Source organism: Alphaproteobacteria bacterium (assembly GCA_040218575.1).
GTDB lineage: Bacteria > Pseudomonadota > Alphaproteobacteria > JAVJRE01 > JAVJRE01 > JAVJRE01.
The window spans coordinates 317,462-336,255 of the sequence record JAVJRE010000003.1; the positions used below are offsets into that span (position 1 = coordinate 317,462).

Annotated in this window: 14 protein-coding genes; 6 read left to right on the forward strand and 8 right to left on the reverse strand. The window is 65.9% G+C overall.

Features of this window, described 5'->3' with window-relative positions:
* The first annotated feature begins 162 nt into the window (after nt 1-162).
* On the forward strand, nt 163-1,128 hold the full coding sequence (gene msrP / locus RIE31_05235) for a protein-methionine-sulfoxide reductase catalytic subunit MsrP (GenBank protein MEQ8640000.1): 966 nt from the start codon (nt 163-165) through the stop codon (nt 1,126-1,128).
* 313 nt (nt 1,129-1,441) lie between these two features.
* On the opposite strand, the gene RIE31_05240 is transcribed toward msrP, so the two are convergent.
* The 4 genes from RIE31_05240 to RIE31_05255 all read right to left on the reverse strand — a co-directional run bounded on the left by RIE31_05240 (nt 1,442) and on the right by RIE31_05255 (nt 6,537).
* Nucleotides 1,442-2,329, reverse strand: a complete 888-nt coding sequence (locus RIE31_05240; GenBank protein ID MEQ8640001.1) for a LysR family transcriptional regulator — start codon at nt 2,327-2,329, stop codon at nt 1,442-1,444.
* Between the two features lie 96 nt (nt 2,330-2,425).
* The gene (trxB, locus tag RIE31_05245; GenBank protein ID MEQ8640002.1) at nt 2,426-3,397 is read right to left on the reverse strand and encodes a thioredoxin-disulfide reductase; all 972 of its coding nucleotides are present in this window, start codon (nt 3,395-3,397) and stop codon (nt 2,426-2,428) included.
* 119 nt (nt 3,398-3,516) lie between these two features.
* On the reverse strand, nt 3,517-5,457 hold the full coding sequence (locus RIE31_05250) for a hypothetical protein (protein ID MEQ8640003.1): 1,941 nt from the start codon (nt 5,455-5,457) through the stop codon (nt 3,517-3,519).
* Nucleotides 5,458-5,517: 60 nt separating this feature from the next.
* Nucleotides 5,518-6,537 (reverse strand): mitochondrial fission ELM1 family protein, encoded by a 1,020-nt coding sequence (locus tag RIE31_05255; GenBank protein MEQ8640004.1) that lies wholly within the window; start codon nt 6,535-6,537, stop codon nt 5,518-5,520.
* Between the two features lie 88 nt (nt 6,538-6,625).
* Between RIE31_05255 and RIE31_05260 the strand changes: the two genes are divergently transcribed.
* Nucleotides 6,626-7,150 carry an Lrp/AsnC family transcriptional regulator gene (locus tag RIE31_05260; protein MEQ8640005.1) on the forward strand — a complete coding sequence of 175 codons (525 nt, stop codon included), beginning with the start codon at nt 6,626-6,628 and terminating at the stop codon, nt 7,148-7,150.
* A 59-nt stretch (nt 7,151-7,209) separates the two neighbouring features.
* On the opposite strand, the gene greA is transcribed toward RIE31_05260, so the two are convergent.
* From greA to carA, 3 genes are all read right to left on the reverse strand, one after another.
* On the reverse strand, nt 7,210-7,680 hold the full coding sequence (gene greA, locus RIE31_05265; protein MEQ8640006.1) for a transcription elongation factor GreA: 471 nt from the start codon (nt 7,678-7,680) through the stop codon (nt 7,210-7,212).
* Between the two features lie 221 nt (nt 7,681-7,901).
* On the reverse strand, nt 7,902-11,159 hold the full coding sequence (gene carB, locus RIE31_05270) for a carbamoyl-phosphate synthase large subunit (protein ID MEQ8640007.1): 3,258 nt from the start codon (nt 11,157-11,159) through the stop codon (nt 7,902-7,904).
* Complete coding sequence (gene carA, locus RIE31_05275) at nt 11,143-12,321, reverse strand: glutamine-hydrolyzing carbamoyl-phosphate synthase small subunit (GenBank protein MEQ8640008.1); 1,179 nt, start codon at nt 12,319-12,321, stop codon at nt 11,143-11,145. Before carA ends, carB begins: the two co-directional genes overlap by 17 nt.
* A 311-nt stretch (nt 12,322-12,632) precedes the next feature.
* Between carA and RIE31_05280 the strand changes: the two genes are divergently transcribed.
* Together RIE31_05280 and dnaG are read left to right on the forward strand one after the other, a co-directional pair.
* Nucleotides 12,633-13,088, forward strand: coding sequence for a GatB/YqeY domain-containing protein (locus RIE31_05280; protein MEQ8640009.1), 456 nt, complete (start codon nt 12,633-12,635; stop codon nt 13,086-13,088).
* Nucleotides 13,089-13,205: 117 nt separating this feature from the next.
* Nucleotides 13,206-14,966 (forward strand): DNA primase, encoded by a 1,761-nt coding sequence (dnaG, locus tag RIE31_05285; protein MEQ8640010.1) that lies wholly within the window; start codon nt 13,206-13,208, stop codon nt 14,964-14,966.
* Between the two features lie 87 nt (nt 14,967-15,053).
* Here dnaG and RIE31_05290 read toward each other — a convergent pair whose 3' ends face one another.
* On the reverse strand, nt 15,054-15,515 hold the full coding sequence (locus RIE31_05290) for a hypothetical protein (protein ID MEQ8640011.1): 462 nt from the start codon (nt 15,513-15,515) through the stop codon (nt 15,054-15,056).
* Between the two features lie 148 nt (nt 15,516-15,663).
* Here RIE31_05290 and rpoD point away from each other — a divergent pair, with 148 nt between their 5' ends.
* Nucleotides 15,664-17,724: an RNA polymerase sigma factor RpoD gene (gene rpoD / locus RIE31_05295; protein ID MEQ8640012.1), complete on the forward strand. Its 2,061-nt coding sequence runs from the start codon at nt 15,664-15,666 to the stop codon at nt 17,722-17,724.
* A 131-nt stretch (nt 17,725-17,855) separates the two neighbouring features.
* On the forward strand, nt 17,856-18,728 hold the full coding sequence (locus RIE31_05300; GenBank protein MEQ8640013.1) for an MBL fold metallo-hydrolase: 873 nt from the start codon (nt 17,856-17,858) through the stop codon (nt 18,726-18,728).
* Nucleotides 18,729-18,794: the final 66 nt, after the last annotated feature.

Sequence of the window (18,794 nt, forward strand, 5' to 3'; positions counted from 1 at the left end):
GAGCTTGGGCCATAGCGCTCTGCCAACGCCAATCACGCAGCTTTGACTCGCGAAGCCGTGGTCCGCGATCATTCGTCCTTGGAGCGGAGGCCGCGGGCGGCGACAATTGCTGGTAGTGAATCAGATCATTGAGCACAGGTGCTGAACCACGTGGAGCCGCCCATGCTGACCAGAGTCAAACGCGGATGGGAGTTGCCGGAATCGGCGGCAACGCCGGAATCGGTCTATCTGACGCGTCGCACCCTGGCAAAGGCGCTTGCCGCCGGACCATTGATCGCGGCGGGCGCGTCACTGCCGGCGTGGGCCGAAACAAGCGCCGATCCGACGGCTGATCTGTATCCGGCGACGCGCAATGACCGCTACACGGTCATGCGCCCGCTGACTGATGAAGAGACAGCCACCAGTTATAACAACTTCTATGAATTCGGCTCCCACAAGCGCATCGCCAAGGCCGCCCGGGAGATGGTGACCCGGCCCTGGACGGTGACCATCGACGGCATGGTTGAAAAGGAACAGGTGCTCGATATCGACACCCTGATCCGCATGATGCCGTTGGAGGAACGGGTCTATCGCCATCGCTGTGTCGAGGCCTGGGCCATGACCGTGCCGTGGAGCGGTTTCCCCATGAGCACGCTGGTCGCCCTGGCCGCGCCTTCATCGGGTGTGCGCTATGTGCGCATGGAGACTTTCGCTGAGGTGGACTGGGCGCCAGGCCTGCGTCAGTTCTGGTATCCGTGGCCCTATACCGAGGGCCTGACTATCGAAGAGGCCACCAACGATCTGGCTTTTCTGGTGACCGGCCTCTACGGCAAGCCGGTGCCCAATCAGAATGGCGCGCCGTTGCGCCTCGCCCTGCCATGGAAGTATGGCTTCAAGTCCATCAAGTCCATCACGCGCTTTACCTTTACCGACCGGCGTCCGCTCTCCTACTGGGAGCAGTTGCAGGATCGCGAATATGGCTTCTGGGCCAATGTTAATCCGGAGGTGCCCCATCCGCGCTGGAGCCAGGCGACGGAAGAGCTGATCGGCACCGGTGGAGAACGCGTACCGACGCGCCTGTTCAACGGGTATGGAGAGTTTGTCGCCCATCTCTACGATGGGCTGGACGGCGAGCGGTTGTGGATGTGACCCGGCCATAGCGGGCGGCGCAGCAAAAAAAAGGCCGGGCCCGAGGGCCCGGCCAGTGCGCCATGCGGCGCTCTTGCGTCGAGGACCGGGGCGGTGGGGGGAACACCGTTTGTCCGGCTGCCACCCAGGGTGACCTGGAGGGGATGGCCACGTCCGGGAGGTCTCGATCGGATGCTCCATAGTTAGGATCGTGCCTGCCCGGAAGGAAGTGTCGTTTGGCCAGACAAGCCATGCGTCTGACGCATGGCTGGCACTAAACCTGTCACACAATGCGCGGGTTTCCGGGGTTTTCTGCTCGCGCCCTAGCGCGGTATCAGACTCTGGCCTCGGTCAGTTTCGATACCAGAAAATCGCGGAACACGGCGACCCGCTTGGACCGTCGCAATTCGCTCGAATAAACGAAATAGGCGTCGATCGGCCGGCTGGCGTGGTCCGGCAGCAGGCGCACGAGATTGCGCGTTTCCGCCATATATTCCGGCAGGGTGACGATGCCGATACCGGCCAGGGCGGCGCGGTACATGCCGAAGACATTGTTGATCTGCAACAGCGGCTGGCGCGGCGACTTCCCCGTCACCCCCAGCTTCAGCAGCCAGTTGATATCCGGCACCGGTGGCTTGGAGGCGGTGCCGAACGCGATCAGCTTGTGATTGTCCAGGTCCTCCGGCGTCTCCGGCTTGCCATGACGCTCCACATAGGACGGCGCGGCATAGATGTGATTGCTGAACGTGATGATGCGGCTCTGGATCAGGTCAGGCTGCTGTGGCCATTCCAGGCGTATGGCGCAGTCGGCGTCGCGCATTCCAAGATCGAGGAGCTGGTCGGACAAAATCAGGTTCAGGCTGATTTCCGGATAGAGCTCCGTGAACTCATGAATGCGCGGCACCAGCCACAGGGAGCCAAAGGCGACGGTGGTGGTCACCCGCAACTCTCCGCTGGGCCGGGTGCGGCTTTCGGTGATGAGCGATTCGGTCATCGCCAGCTTGGCGAAGACCTCATGCACTGTCTGGTACAGCAGTTCACCCTGCTCGGTGAGCACCAGGCCGCGCGCATGGCGATGGAACAGCGGCGTACCGAGGCTGTCTTCCAGGGTTGAAATCTGACGGCTGACGGCGGACTGGCTCAGGCCCAGATGCTCGCCCGCATGGGTCAGGCTGCCGGCGTTGGCCACCTCGTGAAAGACCCGCAGCCGGTCCCAATCCATCATGGTGTGGCGGACCTGCGGTCAGGTCGGGGCGCGCGTTCGCCGGTTGTCATGGCTGTGTCGTCATGGCTGGGCCGTGATGCTCATGCGGCAGGGTTATTCCGCCGCCAGGGTGTCGGCGGCCATGCCCGGGGCCGCAAGGAAACGTTCCGCCTCCAGTGCCGCCATGCAGCCCATGCCGGCGGCGGTCACCGCCTGGCGGTAGACATGGTCCTTAACGTCGCCGGCGGCAAATACGCCGGCGATGCTGGTCGCCGTGCTGTCCGGCCGGGTGCGGATATAGCCATTGGCGTCCATATCCAGTTTGCCGCGGAACAGGCCGGTCGCCGGGTCGTGGCCGATGGCGATGAATACGCCATCCGCCGCCAGCTCCTTGGTGGCGCCGGTGCCGGTATGGGCCAGGCGTAGGCCGGTGACCCCTTTCGGCTGGTCGGTGCCGAGAATTTCGTCAACCTGGTGGTCCCACACCACCTCGATCTTCGGGTGGGCCAGCAGCCGGTCCTGCAGGATCTTCTCCGCCCGCAGGGTGTCGCGGCGGTGGACCAGGCTGACCTTGCTGGCGAAATTGGTCAGGAACAGGGCTTCTTCCACCGCCGTGTTGCCACCGCCGACCACGACGACCGCCTTGTCGCGGAAGAAGAACCCGTCACAGGTGGCGCAGGCGGATACGCCAAAGCCCTGAAAGGCCTCCTCGCTGGGCAGGCCCAGCCAGCGCGCCTGGGCGCCGGTGCAGATCAGCAGGGTATCGCCGGTATAGACCACGCCGCCGTCGCCAATGGCGCGAAAGGGGCGGCTGTCCAGATCCACCTGGACGATGATGTCGCTGACGATCTCGGTGCCCACCTGGACCGCCTGGGCGGTCATCTGCTCCATCAGCCACGGTCCCTGGATGACTTCGGCAAAGCCCGGATAGTTTTCCACATCGGTGGTGATGGTCAGCTGGCCGCCCGGCTCCAGGCCGGCCACCACCATGGGCTTGAGATTGGCCCTGGCGGCATAGATGGCGGCGGTCAGCCCGGCCGGACCGGAACCGAGAATCAGGGCCTTGCTGTGGCGGGTTTCGGCCATGGCGTGGGGTTCCGGTCTGCTGGAGTGATCGTCCGAAGGGTCGGGTGAACCGGCGCTCACCCTATCGTCAGGCCCGCATGCTCGCAAGGGAACCGGCGGCCGGCGGCAGGACGCTATGCCTAGAATCCGAACATGTGATCCAGCGAGAAGGCGTCCTCGCCGCCCAGCAGACCATGATAGCCGAACAGGCGGCAGGTGCGGTCGCGTACCAGAACATAGCCGCCCGCCGCCCGCACCAGCTCATCGCCGCTGAACATCTGGCTGGCGCGCCACAACAGCGAGCCCGAGCAGGGGATTTCAACCGGCCGTTCGGCCAGCGCGCGGCCGGCCGCGTCATGCAGCACCAGGGTGGTGTCGGACAGCCCATGCCAGGGCGTTGATGCGGCGTAGATCAGCATGCAGAACGTATCCAGCGGCGGTGGCCCGAGGCGCAGGAACAGGCGTGTGGACAGACCCGGCGGCCGGCCCAGATAGGACTGCGGTTCATTACGCCAGGTGACGGCGGTGTTGAATATGTGGGCGCCGAAGCTGGTCTCCGCACCGTGGCCGCTGCGCCGGTCCTCATAGCGGAAGAGCGCATGCAGCCAGCCATCTGCCTGCGGCGCGCCGGCCGCCTCCTGATCCAGATCGTAGGTCACTTCAACATGGCCCCAGCCCTGGGCCAGGCTGCTGCCGGCCTCCTTGAGCAGCGGGTCCAGATCGAAGCCGGGAACCGCATCCCGCGGCAGGCGGCCGGGACGATGCTGCAGCACGGTGCGGCCCTGCGGGTCGTAGACGGCCAGACGCACCGGCAGCGCCTCCTGACTGCGGGCCATGGGCGTCGGCAGAATCCAGGTGCGGTAGAGCTCCGGCGGCAGCACCGGCGCCGGCAGGATGAAGCCCTTGCCGACATGCTGCGCCGCGGCGGCCAGGCCGGGGTCGGGCTGGAGGTCGCTGCGCTCCACATTGACGTGGGCGATGCGGCGGCGGCCACGCGCTTCCACCTCATAGCGCGGGCGCACCACATGGCGGCCGGCATGAATCTCGATCTGGTCGGGCCAGCGTAGGTCTGGCAGCAGTTCCGCCACATCCAGCGCCAGGGTGGCAAAGGGGGCGATCGACCGGCCGATGGTCCGCACCGGGTCGCGTCCCATGGCGGCCAGGCCGATCCCGTCCGCCGGGATGGCGCAGGGATGGCTGTTCTGCAGCCACAGGATCACCCGCTCGCCATCATCCGGCGCCGGCAGGCCGGCATAATAATCGGCCGGCCAGGCATTGGCGTCGTGGGTGCAGGACAGGCGTTCGCGCCGGTCGCCATAGGTGTCGAGGGCGTACTTCACCACTTCGTGGCCCTTCGGCCGCAACACATGGATGAATAACTGGCCGACAAAGGGCGGCAGGCCGAAGCGCTTGCGCACATCGCGGCTGTCTATTGTGACGGCGGCGCCGGCGGGCGGCAGAGGCTCGGTCCACTCCGCCAGGGTGGCTCCGTCCTCGCCCATCAGTCGCAGCCACAAGGATGCGTCGTCGGCGCCGTAAGTGCCCCAGTAATTGGCCGTCACCACCCGCGTGTGATTTCCGTCGGCGCCGAACAGGCCGTCGCCGTCGTCTCGGAAGAAGGCGAAGTTGGTGGCGAAGTTCAACCCGTCCAGATAGCGCCGCGGGTTGGCCAGCATGGCGTCGGGCAGACGCAGGGCGTCGAGACTGAAGCGTGGCCATTCGCGAGGGATCAGATGATCGATGTGTGCCGCCAGCGGCGGCGCATCGAAGGCGGCGATCAGAATGGCGCGGGCCGGACAGTCGGCCAACGCCGTCACCGGCGCCGCCGCATGGCCGGCGAAGTCGCGGCCCAGCTCTTCGATGCGCTGAACGAAATAGCCGGCGATGGTGAGACCGCTCAGGTCATGCAGCGCGGCGAAGCTGCGCAACTCCCCCAGCGGGTCATAGATAGCCAGCGGCCCCGCCGCCGCCAGCCGGGCCAGCAGGTCCGCTGCCTGATCTGCCGCCAGCGGATGACCCAGCGCCTTGAACAGGGCGCTGGGGCCGGACTGGTTGGAGAAGGTGGCAATGTCGAGCGCCATGGGCTCCCTCAGGCAGCCCGGCGCATACCGCGGCGTCGCGCACCCGGGTCATGGACCTGTTTAGCCATCGCCCGTCGCCTGTGCAATTGCCGCCGGTTGGCTGCGCTGGCGCAGCCGGTCGGCCACCGCGTCGGCCACCCGTCCGGTTTCGTCCGGCGGCGCATAGGTCCACGTCTCCAGCCGGCCCTGCCAGCGATGCACCATGCCGCTGGCGATGATCGCCTGGTGAAAGGCCCGGAAGCGATGATCGCTGCGGCGGCGCGGCAGGTCCAGCAGCCAGACCGGTCGGCCGCTGGCCGTCGCCTCGGAAATCATCGATACGGAATCGCAGGTCACCATAACCGCGTCGGCCTGGCCCAGAATGGCGGCATAGGGATTGGGCGGCGTGCCATCCCAAAGATGGACACCATGCGCCGGCAACTGACGACGCAGCCGCCGGACGGCATCGGCCGGGGTGCGGCGCGATGGCGTAATGACCAGGCCTGCGCCGCTCTCGGCCAGAGCCGCCAGTTGCGCCGCCAGGCCATCGGCCGCCTTATGGTCGAAGCGGTAGTAGCGATTGGGCCCGCCCAGAAGCACCGCCACCAGCGGTCGGGGAAGCGCCAGTACGGCGGCCGGCGCCTGCCCTGCCGCCTGGTCCAGCCGGTCACGGGTCAGGTGATGTACCGCCGTTTGTGTGGTCAGCACATTGGCGCCGCGCAGCCTGTCATGGGCTGGCGCCACCACCAGATCGAAGCGGTCAAGCGGCAGTTTGGGATCCTGGATATGCACGGCCACGCTGGGTACGCCGCCCCGTTGCCGGCTCGCCAAGCGGATCGCTGCCGCCGCCACCGCGCCCTGCCGGCCGCACGACACCACCAGATCGGGCCAGGGGGCGGTCAGTCCGGGCCCGGCTACCACCCGCTCCAGCGACCGCGGCGCCAGTCGCGCCGGCAGGTGGCGCCACGGCCAGGCGAGGCGGATGTGGTGGGCCTCCAGGCGTCCTGGCAGGCGTTGCAGCACGGCCTCGGCGACACCGCGGGCCTGACTTTCCATGCCGGCCGCCCCTTCGGTGACGGTCCAGCAGATGATTGGCGTCATGGCGACGGGCCCTGCCTTGTGCGAAATATTATTGTGCGAAACATTATTGCGCGCATAATGACCCACAGGAAAGAAAGGGTATCGCCGCTTGTCCGATCTCGATGCCACAGACCTCGCCATTCTGCGCCATTTGCAGGGTGATGGCCGCCTGACCAACGTTGACCTGGCCCGCCGCGTCGGCTTGTCGCCGCCGGCGTGTCTGCGTCGGGTACGGGCGCTGGAGCGGTCCGGCCGGCTGCGCGGCTACCATGCTGACGTGGACGCGGCGGCGCTGGGCTGGGGCGTCAATGTCTTCGCCCAGGTGGGCCTGTCGCGCCAGGCCGAACATGACCTGCGGGCGTTCGAGGCCCTGGTCACCGGCTGGCCGCAGGTGCGCGAATGCCACATGCTGGCCGGTCAGACCGACTTTCTGCTGCGCATCGTGGCGGAGGACTGGGATACCTATCAGCGCTTCCTCACCACCAACCTGACGGCGGCGCCCAATGTGGAGCACGTCAAATCGGCTCTCGTCATCCGCTCGGCCAAGGTGCTGCCAGGGGCACCGGTGCCTGACCGCCTGGTGGCGGCCGACGGCGCGGCGGGTCGCTCGCGTCGTCGCCTCCGGCCGGACTGAATGATTAACGCCAGCGGCCCCGCTTTCACTTAGCCAGCCTTTTCTCAGCCAGGCTTTCCTCAGTAAGTGATTTTCTTGATTTCATAGCCACGGTGGCCGCGCGGCGTGGTCACTTCCACCGTATCGCCCACGGTCTTGCCAATCAGGGCGCGACCCAGCGGCGAGGTAACCGACAACAGGCCGGCCCTGATGTCCGCCTCGTCTTCGCCAACCAGGCGGTAGCGGCTTTCCTGATCGGTGTCCTCGTCGATCAACACCACCGATGCGCCGAACTTGATGCTGTCGCCGCCCATCTTGTCGACGGCGATGACCTCGGCCCGCGACACCTTGTCTTCCAGCTCCGCAACCCGGCCCTCGATGAAGCCCTGCCGTTCGCGGGCCGCGTGATACTCCGCATTCTCCGACAGGTCGCCGTGGCCCCGCGCCTCGGCGATGGCCTTGATGATGGACGGCCGCTCGATGGTCTTGAGCTGCTTCAGCTCTTCAACCATGCGGTCATAGCCTTCCTGGGTCATGGGGACTTTCTGCATTGGCGACCAGGTCCTTCGGCAATAGAAACCCGGCCGGGCTTCCGCTGGAAACCGGCTGGGGGCTCTTGGTTCTGCGGCTCCGGCCGGGCATGCCCGTGGCGGAGCGGGCGCCATTGTGCGGGAGGCCGTGCAAGCCCGTCAATTATGTCGCCACGAGGTTTGCACCGGCCGGTGGGGGGCCGGTTACGGGCTGGTGATGCCGCTAACGGGCGGCAGGGCTCTCAGGAGCCGGTCTTGAAATAACTTTGCAGGGGGGCCACGTCGAGCGCCCCCCGACTGAGCGCGGCTATGGCCTCCACGGCGGCGCGGGCGCCGGCGACCGTGGTGTAATAGGGAATACGGCCCAACAAGGCTGTGCGGCGCAAACTGAAGCTGTCCTGGATGGCCTGGGCCCCTTCGGTGGTATTGATGACCAGATGGATCTCCCGGTTGATCATGGCGTCGACCACATGCGGCTGGCCCTCGATCACCTTGTTGACAACAGTGACGCTGACGCCGGCCTGTTTAAGAAAAGCCGCGGTGCCGCGGGTGGCGACGATCTCAAAGCCCATCTCCACCAGGCGCCGGCAACTGGCCAGCACCCGTGGCTTGTCATGCTCCCGCACGCTGATAAAGACGCGTCCTGTCTGCGGCAGGTCCGTGCCGCTGCCCTGTTGTGATTTGGCGAAGGCCCGGCCGAAATCGGAATCGAGACCCATGACCTCGCCGGTGGAGCGCATCTCCGGGCCCAGAATAATATCCACGCCGGGGAAGCGGGCAAACGGAAAGACGGCCTCCTTCACCGCAACATGGGAGCAGCGCCGTGCCGCATCGCGCTGCTTTTGGGGCAGAAGCTCGGCCAGGGATTCGCCGGCCATGACGCGGGCGGCGATCTTGGCGACGGCTATGCCGGTGGCCTTGGCGACGAACGGCACCGTGCGACTTGCCCGCGGATTGACCTCCAGGATGTAGACCGTGCCGTCCTTGACCGCGTATTGCACATTCATCAGCCCGACCACCTGCAGCGCCTTTGCCAGCTCCCGTGTCTGCCGCTCGATTTCCGCCAGTACCGTCGCATCAAGCGAATAGGGCGGCAGCGAGCAGGCCGAATCGCCGGAGTGGATACCGGCCTCTTCGATGTGCTCCAGGACACCGGCCACATAGACATCGCCGAATTGATCGGCCAGCGCGTCCACGTCCACTTCGATGGCGTCGGAAAGATAGGAATCGATCAGCACCGGATGGCGGCCGGAAACCCGCACGGCCTGGGTCATGTAGCGGCGCAGGCCGGCCTCGTCGTGCACCACCTCCATGGCCCGACCACCCAGCACATAGGATGGCCGGATGACCAGCGGGTAGCCGATATCGCCGGCGATGATCAGGGCGCCATCAATGGAGGTGGCAAGGCCGTTGCGTGGCTGGCGGAGGTTGAGGCGCGCCAGCAGTTGCTGAAAGCGCTCCCGGTCTTCGGCCAGATCTATGGCGTCGGGACTGGTGCCGAGGATCGGTATGTCCGCTGCCTCCAGGGCCCGCGCCAGGCCGAGCGGGGTCTGCCCGCCAAGCTGCACGACAACGCCGGCAAGCGTGCCGGCCTGATTTTCGCGCCGCAGGATCTCCGTGACGTCTTCCGCCGTCAGCGGCTCGAAATACAGGCGGTCGGCGGTATCATAATCGGTGGAGACGGTTTCCGGATTGCAGTTGATCATCACTGTTTCATAACCGGCGTCACGCAGGGCATAGACCGCGTGACAGCAGCAATAATCGAACTCGATACCCTGGCCGATGCGGTTGGGACCGCCGCCCAGGATCGCGATCTTGCGCCGGGCGGTCGGCCGTGATTCGTCCGACTCCGCCCACGCGGCGGACTCGTAGGTGGAGTACAGATAGGGTGTATCGCTGGCGAATTCCGCGGCGCAGGTATCAATGCGTCGATAGGCCGGCAGCACATTCAGACCGCGCCGCAGCCTCGCCACATCCGTCTCCTCCCGGCCGGTCAGGGTGGCCAGCCGCGCGTCGGAAAAGCCCAGTCGCTTGAGGCCGGCCAGCGCCTCTGCGCTGTCGGGCAGGCCGTCGCGGGTCACCTGGGCTTCCGCCGCAACGATCACCTCGATCTGCCGCACGAACCAGGGATCGACCCGGCAGGCGGCATGAATGTCGTCGACGCTCATCCCCAGGCGCAGCGCCTGGGCAATCACCAGAAGCCGGTCCGGAATCGGTTTCGCCAGCAGCGCCAGTACGCCATCGCGGTCCAGCCCGGCCAGCTCCGGTGTGGTGTCCAGACCGTCCAGTCCGGTCTCCATGCTGCGCAGGACCTTCTGCAGGGATTCAGCGAATGACCGGCCAATGGCCATGGCCTCGCCAACGCTCTTCATGGCGGTGGACAGTGTCGCCTCGGTGCCGGGAAATTTCTCGAATGTGAAGCGCGGCATCTTGGTGACCACATAGTCGATGGTCGGCTCGAACGATGCCGGGGTTACGCCGGTGATGTCGTTCTGGATTTCATCCAGCGTGTAGCCAACGGCCAGTTTGGCGGCCACCTTGGCAATGGGAAAACCGGTTGCCTTGGATGCCAGGGCGGAAGAGCGGCTGACCCTGGGGTTCATCTCGATGACCACCATGCGGCCAGTTTCGGGATTGACCGCGAACTGCACGTTGGACCCGCCGGTATCCACGCCGATCTCACGCAGCACGGCGATGGAGGCGTCACGCATCACCTGATATTCTTTGTCCGTCAGGGTCAGGGCCGGGGCGACGGTGACGCTGTCGCCGGTATGAATCCCCATGGGATCGATATTCTCAATCGAGCAGATGATGATGCAGTTGTCCGCTTTGTCGCGGACCACCTCCATTTCATACTCCTTCCAGCCAAGCACTGATTCCTCGATCAGCACCGTATTGACCGGCGAGGCATCGAGTCCGCTGGCGACGATCCGCTCAAACTCTTCGCGGTTGTAGGCGATGCCGCCGCCGGTGCCGCCCAACGTAAAGGACGGGCGGATCACCGCCGGCAGGCCGATAACGGCCAGGCCGCGCCGCGCCTCGTCCAGTGTGTGGGCCATTTCACTGCGCGGTGATTCCAGACCGATCCGGTCCATGGCCTGACGGAACAGCAGACGGTCCTCGGCCATGTCGATGGCCTCGGCGCTGGCGCCGATCAACTCCACCCCCAGCCGTTCCAGAGAGCCGTCGCGGGCCAGGGCCATGGCGGTGTTGAGTCCGGTCTGGCCACCCATGGTCGGCAGCAGGGCGTCGGGCCGCTCCTTTTCGCAGATACGGCGGAGATAGTCGGGAGTCACCGGTTCCACATAGGTGGCATCGGCCAGCTCGGGATCGGTCATGATCGTCGCCGGATTGGAATTGACCAGGATGACCCGATAGCCCTCGGCCTTCAGCGCCCGGCAGGCCTGTGATCCAGAATAGTCGAACTCGCAAGCCTGACCGATGATGATGGGGCCGGCGCCGACGACGAGAATGGATCGGATGTCAGTGCGTTTCGGCATGCCGGTCCATGTGTTCGACGAAGCGCTGGAACAGATAGTGACTGTCCTGCGGGCCGGGGCTGGCCTCGGGATGATACTGCACCCCAAAGACCGGCCGGCCTTCGACTCTGAGGCCCTCCAGACTGTGGTCGAAGAGCGATTCATGGGTCTTGATGACGCCCGCCGGCAGGCGATCAGCCACCACAAAGCCATGGTTCTGACTGGTGATCTCGATTCTGCCGGTTTCCAGATCCTTGACCGGGTGATTGGCGCCGCGGTGGCCGTGATGCATCTTTTCCGTGCTTCCGCCCAACGCCAGCGCCAGCATCTGGTGGCCAAGGCAAATGCCGAAAACGGGCAAGCCGGCATCCAGCACACCCTGAATGGCGGGCACCGCATAGGCCCCCGTCGCCGCCGGATCGCCCGGCCCGTTGGACAGGAACACGCCGTCGGGGCGGTGGCGCAGAATGTCGTCGCTGCCGGCTGTCGCCGGCACTACCGTGACACGACAGCCGGCGCTTACCAGGCAGCGCAGGATATTGCGCTTTATGCCGTAGTCGACGGCCACCACATGGTGGCGGGTGCTGCCGGCGGTGGCAAAGCCATCCGCCAGACTCCAGCGTCCCTCGGTCCATTCATGGGTCTGCCCGCAGGTGACCGTGCGGGCAAGGTCCATCCCTTCCAGCCCCGGCCACGCCCTGGCCGCGGCCACCAGCGCATCCCTGTCGATCACGCCATCGGCAGGATAGGAGAGGACCGCTGCCTGGGCGCCCTGATCGCGCACGGCGCGGGTCAGGGCGCGGGTGTCGACGCCGCTGATCGCCGGCAGATTGTGGTGCAGCAGCCACTGGTCAAACGGTTGCGCAGCGCGCCAGTTCGACGGCGGGGTTATGGTTTCCCGCAGGATACAGCCCAGAGCGGCGGGCGTTGTCGTCTCGATGTCTTCGCCGTTGGTGCCCACATTGCCGATGTGGGGAAAGGTAAACGTGATGATCTGGCTGGCATAGGACGGATCGGTCATGATCTCCTGATAACCACTCATGGCGGTGTTGAAGCACAGCTCGCCGGTGACCGTGCGTCGGGCTCCGGCACCGACGCCCCAGAAGACCGAACCGTCAGCCAGAACCAATACCGCCGTTGCGCTGTTAGGGCGCGACGGGGCAGAGGCTCGGGCTTCTGTCATGCGGGCCTCGCAGGGCCCGATGGGCCGCGGAGTGAGGTGAGCCTGAAGCCGGATGGCCCGGCCAGGCGGCGCCATACATATTTGGCACCCCCCGTGGCGTCAAGCCGCTCGCCGGAATACCGGTCGGCCGGCAATGAACCCGCCGTCCCCGGCCTGTCGGCGGCGGCGGATTCTGCGGCGGCGGTCGGCCCCATCTGCCGCCAAATCCGCTATACTCCCCGGTTACCACATCGCCACTATCGGGATCGGCACGGCACAGGGCGACTGGCGTCCGTCGCAGGACCGCACGGCCTGTGTCCCGGGGAACGGACATGCTCAGAGCGCAAATCAGTGATCGGTTGAAAGTCGCCATGAAGGCGCGCGACACCATCGCCGTATCAACCCTTCGCCTGATTCTCGCGGCTCTCAAGGACCGTGACATCGCGGCGCGAACGGAAGGCCATGACGCTGGTGTGGGCGACGCCGAGATTCTCGCCATGTTGCAGACCATGATCCGCCAGCGTCATGACAGCGTTGCCGCCTACGAGAAAGGCGGTCGCCAGGAACTGGCTGACCGCGAGGCAAAGGAAATCGCCATCCTGCAGACGTTTCTGCCGCGCCAGATGGACGAGGCCGAGATGCGTCAGGCCATCGCTGTGCTGATCGCCGAGATCGGCTCTGACGGCCTCAAGGACATGGGCCGGACCATGACGGCGCTGCGCCAGACCTATGCCGGACAAATGGACTTCGGCAAGGCGAGTGCTATTGTCAGGGAACGGCTGGCCTGAGGCTGAGGCGGTGCCTGCGCGGTCAGGCTGGCGGACCAGCAAGCGGCCAGGCAGATGGCCAGGTTGCCGGCGATTGCAGTGGGTCTGTTGTGCCTGGTCGGCCCACGGGGAGGGGTAATGGCAGTACCGCGCGAATTCCTTGATGAGCTTCGCGCCCGGGCCGATCTGGCGGCGGTGGTCGGTCGCCATGTGCGCCTTGAGAGGCGAGGCCGTGAGTTCGTCGGCCTCAGCCCGTTCCAAAAGGAAAAAACGCCGTCTTTCACGGTGGTGCCCGATAAGGGCTTTTACCACTGCTTTTCCAGCGGCAAGCATGGCGATGTCTTCTCCTTCCTCATGGAGGTGGAGAATCTGACCTTCCGCGAGGCGATAGAGCGGCTTGCCGGCGAGGTCGGTCTGGAGCTGCCGCGCGAGACGCCGGAGGAGGCGGCGCGGGACAGTCGACGGGCCGGCCTCAAGGAGGCCAACGAAGCGGCGGCACGCCTGTTTGCCCGCCAGCTCGAATCGCCGGCAGGGGCACAAACCCGGCACTACCTGGCCGAGCGCGGCGTGCAGCCGGAAACCATCCGGACTTTTCGCCTGGGGCTGGCCCCGTCGTCCGGTCAGTGGCTGGCGCCTGCGCTGGAGGCCCAGGGCATTCCGGTGGACCTGGCGCTAGAGGCCGGATTGCTCGTGCGACCGGACGATGGCCGTGCGCCGTTTGACCGTTTCCGCCATCGCCTGATGTTTCCCATCACCGACCTGCGCGGTGACGTGATCGCCTTTGGCGGGCGGGCGCTGGGCGACGCCCCGGCAAAATATCTCAACTCTCCAGAGACCCCTCTGTTTCACAAGGGAGCCACGCTCTACGGCCTGGCCGCCGCCCGCCAGGCGGCGCGCGACCAGCAGGCGGTGATTGTCGTCGAGGGTTATATGGACGTTATCGCCATGCATCAGGCGGGGTTTGCGCACGCGGTGGCGCCGCTGGGCACGGCCCTGACGGAAGCGCAACTGGCGCTGCTGTGGCGCCTGTCCGATGAACCTGCCATTTGCTTCGATGGCGATGCGGCGGGGCAGCGGGCCGCCGCCCGGGTGGCGGAGCGGGCGTTGCCCCAACTGGTGCCCGGCCGCTCTCTCGGCTTCGTCTGGTTGCCGGCGGGGGAGGACCCCGACAGCCTGTTGCAGCGGGACGGGCCGGCGGCCATGAGCCGGGCCCTCGCCGCGGTAACGCCGCTGGCTGACCTGGTATGGCGCCTGGAGTGGGGTGCCCGGCCTCTGGAAACGCCTGAACAGCGGGCCAATCTGGAGCAGCGGCTGGATGCGCGGGTGGCGGTGATCGGCGACCGTCGGGTCGCGCATTGGTATCGGGAGAGGTTTCGTGAGTATTTGCGCGGCGCGTTCCCCTATGGCGCCCACCGCGCCGGCCGGCCTCAGGCGCGGTCGACGGGCCGCTTCGGTGAGCGCCCGGCCACGGCCGGCTTGCGCCAGCCTGTGGCCCTGCCGGTCGGCCGGCCCGATCTGGCGGTGCTGCGCCACCGCCAGATTGAGGGGCTGCTGGCGGCGTTCATCAATCAGCCGGCGCTGCGGGCGGAGCGGCGCGGCGATCTGAAACACCTGGCCATAGACGACCCGAAGCTTGACAAAGTGCGCCTGGAACTCGTTAATCCGGCCCTTTCCGGCCTTGACACTGACGGGCTGCGGGCCCACCTGACTGCATGTGGATGGCAGGAAGAGCTTGATCGGATATTAAGCCGGTCGGTCAATGAGTTAGCGGGATTCGCCGCGCCGGGGACGCCTCTCGACGAAGCCAGTCGACGATGGCGTGAGGAATTGGCCTTCGCCAGTCGCCGTAAGTCTGGCGTGAAGGCGTCCGGGGGGACGCACATGCAGGTGCAGGACTAGCTGGCGCGCCGGGGTGTGCGCCGGCAAGGAATTTGGCGGGCATGGCCCGCGTGAACACCGATTAATTCTTGGCCGGCGCTGACATGATCAGCCCGAAGGAGTGACGATGGCAGGCAAGACGCAGGCAGGCAAAGCCGCTACCACCAGAACGCGCGCCGGCACTTCGCCGTCGCGGTCGGTCAAGGCGTCCGCCACCGCGAAAGCGACCTCCCGGACAGGCTCTACCGCCAGGGCAAAACCCGTGGCCAAAGTGAAGGCCGTGGCCGCGGCGAAGCCAGCGGGCCGGCCAGCGGGCCGGAAGGCCGCAGTTGCGACCCAGCCCGCCGTTAAGAAACCGCCCGTCAAGAAACCGCCCGTCAAGGGAACGCCCGTCAAGGGAAGGACCGCGCCACGCCGCGCTGCGGCGGCGGCCACGGCGGTGGTTCGCCGGACCGCCAAAGCGACACCGGCCAGGAGTTCGGCGAAAACTGTTGGCGCCAAGGCGGCGAAAGCGGCGAAGCCCGCCAAGGCTCTGAAGCCGGCCAAGGCGGCCGCGGCAAAGCCGGCCAAAGTTGCGAAGCCGGCCAAGGCGGCCACGGCCTCCAACAAGACTGGCGCTGGCAAGACTGGCGCTGGCAAGACTGGCGGCGACAAGGCGGGTGCCCGGCGCGCCGAACAATCCACCTCCCGGCTGAAGGCCAGGGCGGGCGGTCAGGCCATGGACAAGCCGGTGGTGACCATCGGCGCCAGGCCGGCGGCGAATGCGGCGATGGCCGGCAAGGGGGGCAAGGCCGCCAAGCCGGCGAAGGCCGGCAAGACCGGCCGCGACGAAGACCCGCCGCTGCTGATGGACGGCATGCTGGCGGCGCTGAAGAAGATGATCGCCCGCGGCAAGGAGCGCGGCTACATCACCTATGACGAGCTCAATTCTGTCCTGCCGCCGGAGCAGGTGTCGTCGGAGCAGATTGAAGACACCATGGCCCAGCTCAATGAGCTGGGCATCAATGTCATCGATAGCGAGGACAGCGACGAAGCGGCGGATGCCTCGACTGCCGGGGCGAGCGAGGATTCGCCAACGACGACGACCAGCGATGAAGATCTTGGCCGGACTGATGATCCGGTGCGTATGTATCTGCGCGAGATGGGCAGTGTGGAGCTGCTCAGCCGCGAGGGCGAGATAGAGATCGCCAAACGGATTGAAGCCGGCCGCCAGAAGATGATCGGCGCCATCTGTGAGAGCCCGCTGACGCTGCGCGCCATCGTTGACTGGCGCGAGGGGTTGCGCCAGGGAACCGTGCTGCTGCGCGACATCATTGACCTGGATGCGACCTATGGCGGCGGTCCGGGCGGCCAGTCGGCTGCGACCGGCGCTAATGGCGCTGCTACCGGTAATGGTGCGGCGACCCAGCCCGCGGCCGGCGCTAACGGCGCCGCGCCCCAGCCTGCGGCAGCCGCCAAGCCGGCGGCGGACGATTCCGATGACGACGATGATGATGACGATGGCGAGGTAAACATGTCGCTCGCCATGCTCGAGTCCACCGTCATGCCCAAGGTCCTGGAGAACTTCGACACCATCTCAAAGACCTATGGCAAGCTGCAGACGCTGCAGGAAAAGCGTATGGCTACGCTGCAGGATGGCGATGCCACCAGCGGCCAGTCTGATTCCCGCTATCGCAAGCTGCGCGACGAGCTTATCGAGCTGATGGAACAGGTCCATCTCAACAACAATCGCATCGAAGAACTGGTTGAGCAGCTTTACAGCTATCATCGCCGGATCCTGGCCCTTGAGATGCGAATCTTCCGGCTGGTGCGCGGCTGTAACGTGACTCGCGAGAGTTTCCTTGAGCAGCATTCCGGTCGCGAGCTGGAGCCGGACTGGCTGGCGACGGTCGCCGCGTCGGTGGGCGGCGCCTGGAAGAAGGTGCAGACGGAGCATGGCTCGGCTATCGAGCAGATGCGGGCGGAGATTTCCGAGATATCCGCGTCTGTGCGTATGCCGATCTCGGAGTTCCGGCGTCTCGTGAGCACCGTTCAGGAAGGCGAGCGCGAGGCCAATCGGGCGAAGAAAGAGATGGTGGAGGCCAATCTGCGCCTGGTTATTTCCATCGCCAAGAAATACACCAACCGTGGCCTGCAGTTTCTCGATCTGATTCAGGAAGGCAATATCGGCCTGATGAAGGCGGTGGATAAGTTTGAATATCGTCGCGGCTACAAGTTCTCGACCTATGCCACCTGGTGGATTCGCCAGGCCATTACGCGCTCCATTGCCGATCAGGCGCGCACCATCCGCATTCCCGTGCACATGATTGAGACCATCAACAAGCTGGTGCGCACGTCACGCCAGATGCTGCATGAGATCGGTCGTGAGCCGACGCCGGAGGAACTGGCCAAGAAGCTGGCCATGCCGCTGGAAAAAGTGCGCAAGGTGCTGAAGATCGCCAAGGAGCCGATCAGCCTGGAAACGCCGATCGGTGACGAGGAAGACAGCCATCTTGGCGATTTCATCGAGGACAAGAACGCTGTCATTCCGTTGGAATCGGCTATTCAGTCCAACCTGCGGGAGACCACCACCCGTGTTCTCGCCAGCCTGACGCCACGCGAGGAGCGCGTTCTGCGCATGCGCTTCGGTATTGGCATGAATACCGACCACACCTTGGAAGAGGTGGGTCAACAGTTCTCGGTCACCCGCGAGCGCATTCGCCAGATCGAGGCCAAGGCGCTGCGCAAGCTGAAGCACCCGTCGCGTTCACGCAAGCTGCGCAGCTTTCTGGACACCTGAGTCACGACGCGGCGATGTATTGATCGAGGGGTCGCTTCGCAGGCGACCCCTTTTTCTTGGGCGGCTTGTCCGGCGCGCTCGGTGCGTCCTGCCGGCAAAGGGAGCGTTTCACGTGAAACACTGGTGGTCCCGTGCGGCTTAGTTTTCTCGGCACCGGCTGTCCGGTGGCTCATCCGGTACGGTTCGGCCCGGCCCATCTGGTGCGGACCGCGCAGTCGGCGGTTCTGATCGACTGTGGCTCCGGCGTGAGCCAGCGTCTGGTTGAAATCGGCTGTCCGGGCCGTGATCTGGATGCGGTGCTGCTGACCCACCTGCATTCCGATCATATTGTCGATTTGTTCCAGCTCATTATTTCGTCCTGGCATCAGGGGCGGAGCCGGCCACCCCGCATCTATGGCCCGCGCGGCACCCGCCGCTATGTGGACGGGCTGATGGCGCTGTGGCGGCCGGAACTGGAGCAGCGCATCGCCCATGAACGGCGCCCGTCCGCGGTGGCACTGCAGCCAGAGGTGCATGAGTTCACCGCCGGCCCCGTCGGTGACTTTACCGATCTGGCGGTAGAGGCGGTGGAGGTGGATCATAAGCCGGTGGAGAACGCCTTCGGCTTTGTTTTCCGGGGCGAGGGCGCCACGCTGGTTCTGTCCGGCGACACTGCGCGCTCGCCGGCGTTGATTAGCGCCGGCGCCGGCGCCGATCTGCTGGTGCACGAAGTGTTCAGCCATCGTGACATGCCGGTCATTGAGGGTGTTCGTACGGCTGAAGGCACGGCCAATGTGGCGCGCTATCACACGCTCTCCAGCGAAGTCGGCAAAGTGGCGCTGGAGATGGGGGCGGCGGCTCTGGCGCTGACCCATTTCGTGCCGCCGGCGGCCGACCGGGACGCCCTGCTGGATGAAGTGCGGCAGGACTTCGCCGGCCCGGTCATCCTTGGCGAGGACCTGATGACGGTTGATGTGGGCCGGCGCACCCTGGCCTGGGGTAATGCCCGCCTGTCTTATAGTTGAGCGCCCTGGTTGAGCATCATGGCTGAGCGGCATGGTCGAGCGCCGGTCGCCCTCCCAACCAGGGGG